Origin of the sequence: Nostoc sp. CHAB 5836, assembly GCF_020829445.1 — a bacterium.
GTDB lineage: Bacteria > Cyanobacteriota > Cyanobacteriia > Cyanobacteriales > Nostocaceae > Nostoc.
In genome coordinates this window covers 1-3731 of record NZ_JAIVFV010000319.1, presented here as the reverse complement: position 1 = coordinate 3731, position 3731 = coordinate 1, and the positions used below count along the sequence as shown (strand labels likewise).

The following is a 3731-nucleotide window of genomic DNA, read 5'->3' as shown; positions in this document are numbered from 1 at the left end:
ACCGTATTGCCTCAGGTGGAAGTTTGTATCATTCCACTTGATACCCTGACTTGAGAATTTGGTGATATTCTTCTACACGCCAAGGGTAAGAATACCAGTTTAGATAATAAACAAATTATGAGTATTGCCGATGCTTTTGGCTTTACAAGGTAAAGCTTTTTGTTAATTTCACCTATGAGTCAGTATAATTAACATTTAATAGCTGTTCAGCTTTACAGCTTCATTTTTTTTGCTGTATTTAATTAAAGTAAATATAAAAGCTTGCTTTGTTTTATAGTAATAAGTAATTACTCGGAGTAGAATAATAAGTAATTACTCGGAGTAGAATAATAAGAATAACCAGGAAAACCAGAGGTGTTTTTTAACTTTATATATTTAATATAGGATTTTTATTCTAGTTAAGTATAAATACGTAAAATATGAACAAAGTCATCTAAAAAAAAGTTTAGGCAGATTTTTTGGAGATTTAATTCATATTTTTAGCCAGAATATTTCAACAATACACCGCACTATTTTCTGCACATTGTACCAATTATTTCTACTATATAGACTCTCTAGTTCAGCCAAAAAATATCTAATTTGCACATCATATATTTATCATTTTTTTAATTTGCATCTTGCCCAACATGATGATGTAAATTTAATGTGAACTACCTGACAATTTATCCAAATGTTATTTATAACATTTAATTTGTAATGCTCAAACATTAAAAATTAAATATGTTTGCGTTGTTGATATTACAAATTTTGTATTTGACATTATTACTAACTTACTAGATTAATATCAAGGGATAACTTGCATGAGAACAATCAATATTTTAAATACAAGTATCGATAATTTATTACTAACAGAAGTTTTAGAAAATCTTAGTAATGGCATTGTATTTACACCCAACGTTGATCACATTATTAAATTACAAAAAGATCGAGATTTTTCCAAAATATATAATATGGCTGATTACAAATTATGTGATAGTCAAGTACTAATGTATGCATCTAAATTTTTAGGAACACCGCTTAAGCAAAAAATTTCTGGATCAGATTTTTTTCCTGCTTTTTATACTTACCACAAAAATAATAAAGATATTAAAATATTTTTATTAGGAGGGCCACCAGGAATAGCTGCTAAGGCTAAAAACAATATAAACAATAAAGTGACAAGGGAAATTATTGTAGGAGAGTATTCTCCATCTTTTGGATTCGAGAATAATCTTAAAGAATGTATGGAAATAGTTGAAATGATTAATAAATCAGAAGCCACAGTATTAGCAATAGGAGTTGGAGCGCCAAAACAAGAAAAATGGATATATACATACAAAGATAAATTGCCAAATGTAAAAATTTTTTTGGCAGTAGGTGCGACTATTAATTTTGAAGCAGGTGAAGTCAAGAGATCACCAAAGTTCTTAAGTAATTTAGGGTTAGAATGGCTGTACCGATTGTTATCTGAACCTCAAAGATTATGGAAACGATATTTAATAGAAGATTTACCTTTTATTTATTTAATTGTAAAACAAAAAGTTTTGGGTGATGTTTATTCATGCGAAGGAATTAAACGATTATTTTTGTTGTTTAAAATACTCAAATAAAGCTGAGAAACTTGTTGAAGACAATAGGTTTTTTGTAGATTATTCACGTAGGATAAATTATCAGAAATTAGCAAAGCTCAATGATATCAATTCTAGTTTTGTATATGGGATTTTTAGAACGTTTACAATACGATATGCAGAAACATATTTTCTGTTAAAAATACTAATAAAACAAATCATAATAGGACTAGAATGTCTACATCCTATTTTTAAAATGCTCCTGTAAGGTACTGGAATAGGTATATCTGAATTCGCCAAGCTTGTAAACGGAAAGTCGCTGCGTGTCTAAATTTGTGGTTTCATTTGAAGGATATCGAATTTTGCAAGATATCTACTTATGATGATCAACGTTGCACCCGCCATTATAGTACTAGGTCAAAATAGTGTGACAGTAGCACGCAAAATAATCAGTGTCCTACCAGGCGCAACGCTACACGGTCTAGCGGGCCGCACATCTGGAGTTGATGTCAGCTTCACGAATTTTGGCGAAGCGTTGCGCGAGCTATTTGTCCAGGGAAGGCCGGTGATTGGCATTTGTGCTGCCGGTATTTTAATTAGGACGCTAGCGCCCGTAATCTCGGATAAACGACAGGAACCACCAGTACTAGCTGTGGCTGAAGATGGTAGTACTGTTGTCCCTCTCTTAGGCGGACTTGGTGGAGTAAATGATTTGGCACGGCGCATTGCCGAAGCTCTTGGTGTCAAACCTGCAATTACGACCACAGGTGATTTACGTTTGGGGACAACGCTGTTATCTCCTCCCTCTGGGTACTATTTAGCAAACCCAGATGATGCTAAGAAATTTATCTCAGATTTGCTAGCCGGGGCACAAGTCAAGCTAGAAGGCATAGCACCTTGGTTGAGTGATAGTAAACTGCCTATAGATCCAAAGGGAGATTTGACCATCCAAGTTACGGAACGCTTGGTGACTCCTAGAACCAACAGCCTTGTTTACCACCCAACAACTATAGCGATCGCAATTAGTGAGGTCATTGGCCATGAAGATGAAGCAGTAGCTTTAGTACAGCAGGCACTAGCTGATGCCGCATTAGAAAGAGCATCAGTTGCCGGGATATTTGCACCCATCACCCTCGCTGCCAATCCCGCAATCCACGCCGTAGCTAGTGCCTTGAGAGTACCTGCCCGCTTTTTCACCCCAAATCAGCTAGAAAGTCTACTTTCACAAGGTTATAGCCTCGCCCAAGCCGCAGCGATCACTGCTACAGGCACATCCGTCATTACTACGTCATCTTCCCATTTAGCGATCGCTATTGCCTCCCAACCAATTGACCCCAACACCATCGGTCAGCCACGCGGACGGTTAGCGATTATTGGCACGGGCCCTGGTGGGGAGCAGTGGATGTCAAAAGAAGTGAAGGAGATACTCAAGTCGGCAACTGACCTAGTGGGTTATAAAACTTATTTAGATTTAGTCGGTTCTTTGGCTGATGGCAAGGAACGGCATGAGTCTGACAACCGCGAAGAAGAAGCACGGGCAAAGATGGCCCTTGATTTGGCTGCATCAGGGCGATATGTAGCTGTAGTTTCCTCTGGCGACCCAGGTATCTATGCAATGGCAGCAGCAGTTTTTGAGGTATGCGATCGCTATCCTAAACCCGAATGGGACAGTATCGACATTCATGTGGCACCAGGTATCTCCGCTATGCAAGCAGCAGCAGCAGCAATTGGTGCGCCCCTTGGACATGATTTCTGTGCTATTTCCCTTTCTGACATCTTGAAGCCTTGGTCTGCGATCGAACAACGGATTGCTGCTGCTGCTAAGGCTGATTTTGTCATTGCTTTCTACAATCCTGTTTCCAAAGAGCGTACCTGGCAACTGGCAGAAGCGAGAAATATTTTGCTGCGACATAGAACACCGGATACACCAGTAGTGTTAGCACGGAATCTCGGTAGACCAGGACAGACTGTGAAAGTGATCACACTTGACCAGTTAGCACCAGCAACCGCCGATATGCGGACAATTATTCTTGTCGGTTCCACAAAAACCCGAACCATCAAGCGTAGCAATGATAGTGTCTGGGTTTATACACCGCGTCGTTATACCGAACAGTAGACATCAGTAATTGTACATAATTGATTAGACAAATCTAGGCTGCAATTCTTGAGGCTCAAACGGACATG

Annotated in this window: 2 protein-coding genes; both read left to right on the top strand. The window is 38.3% G+C overall.

The genetic code is table 11. The features are described from left to right. Positions 1–800: 800 nt before the first annotated feature. Complete coding sequence (locus LC605_RS31685) at positions 801–1589, top strand: WecB/TagA/CpsF family glycosyltransferase (RefSeq protein ID WP_229551356.1); 789 nt, start codon at positions 801–803, stop codon at positions 1587–1589. Between the two features lie 337 nt (positions 1590–1926). Continuing rightward, complete coding sequence (cobJ, locus tag LC605_RS31680; protein ID WP_229551355.1) at positions 1927–3663, top strand: precorrin-3B C(17)-methyltransferase; 1737 nt, start codon at positions 1927–1929, stop codon at positions 3661–3663. The last annotated feature ends 68 nt before the right edge of the window (positions 3664–3731 follow it).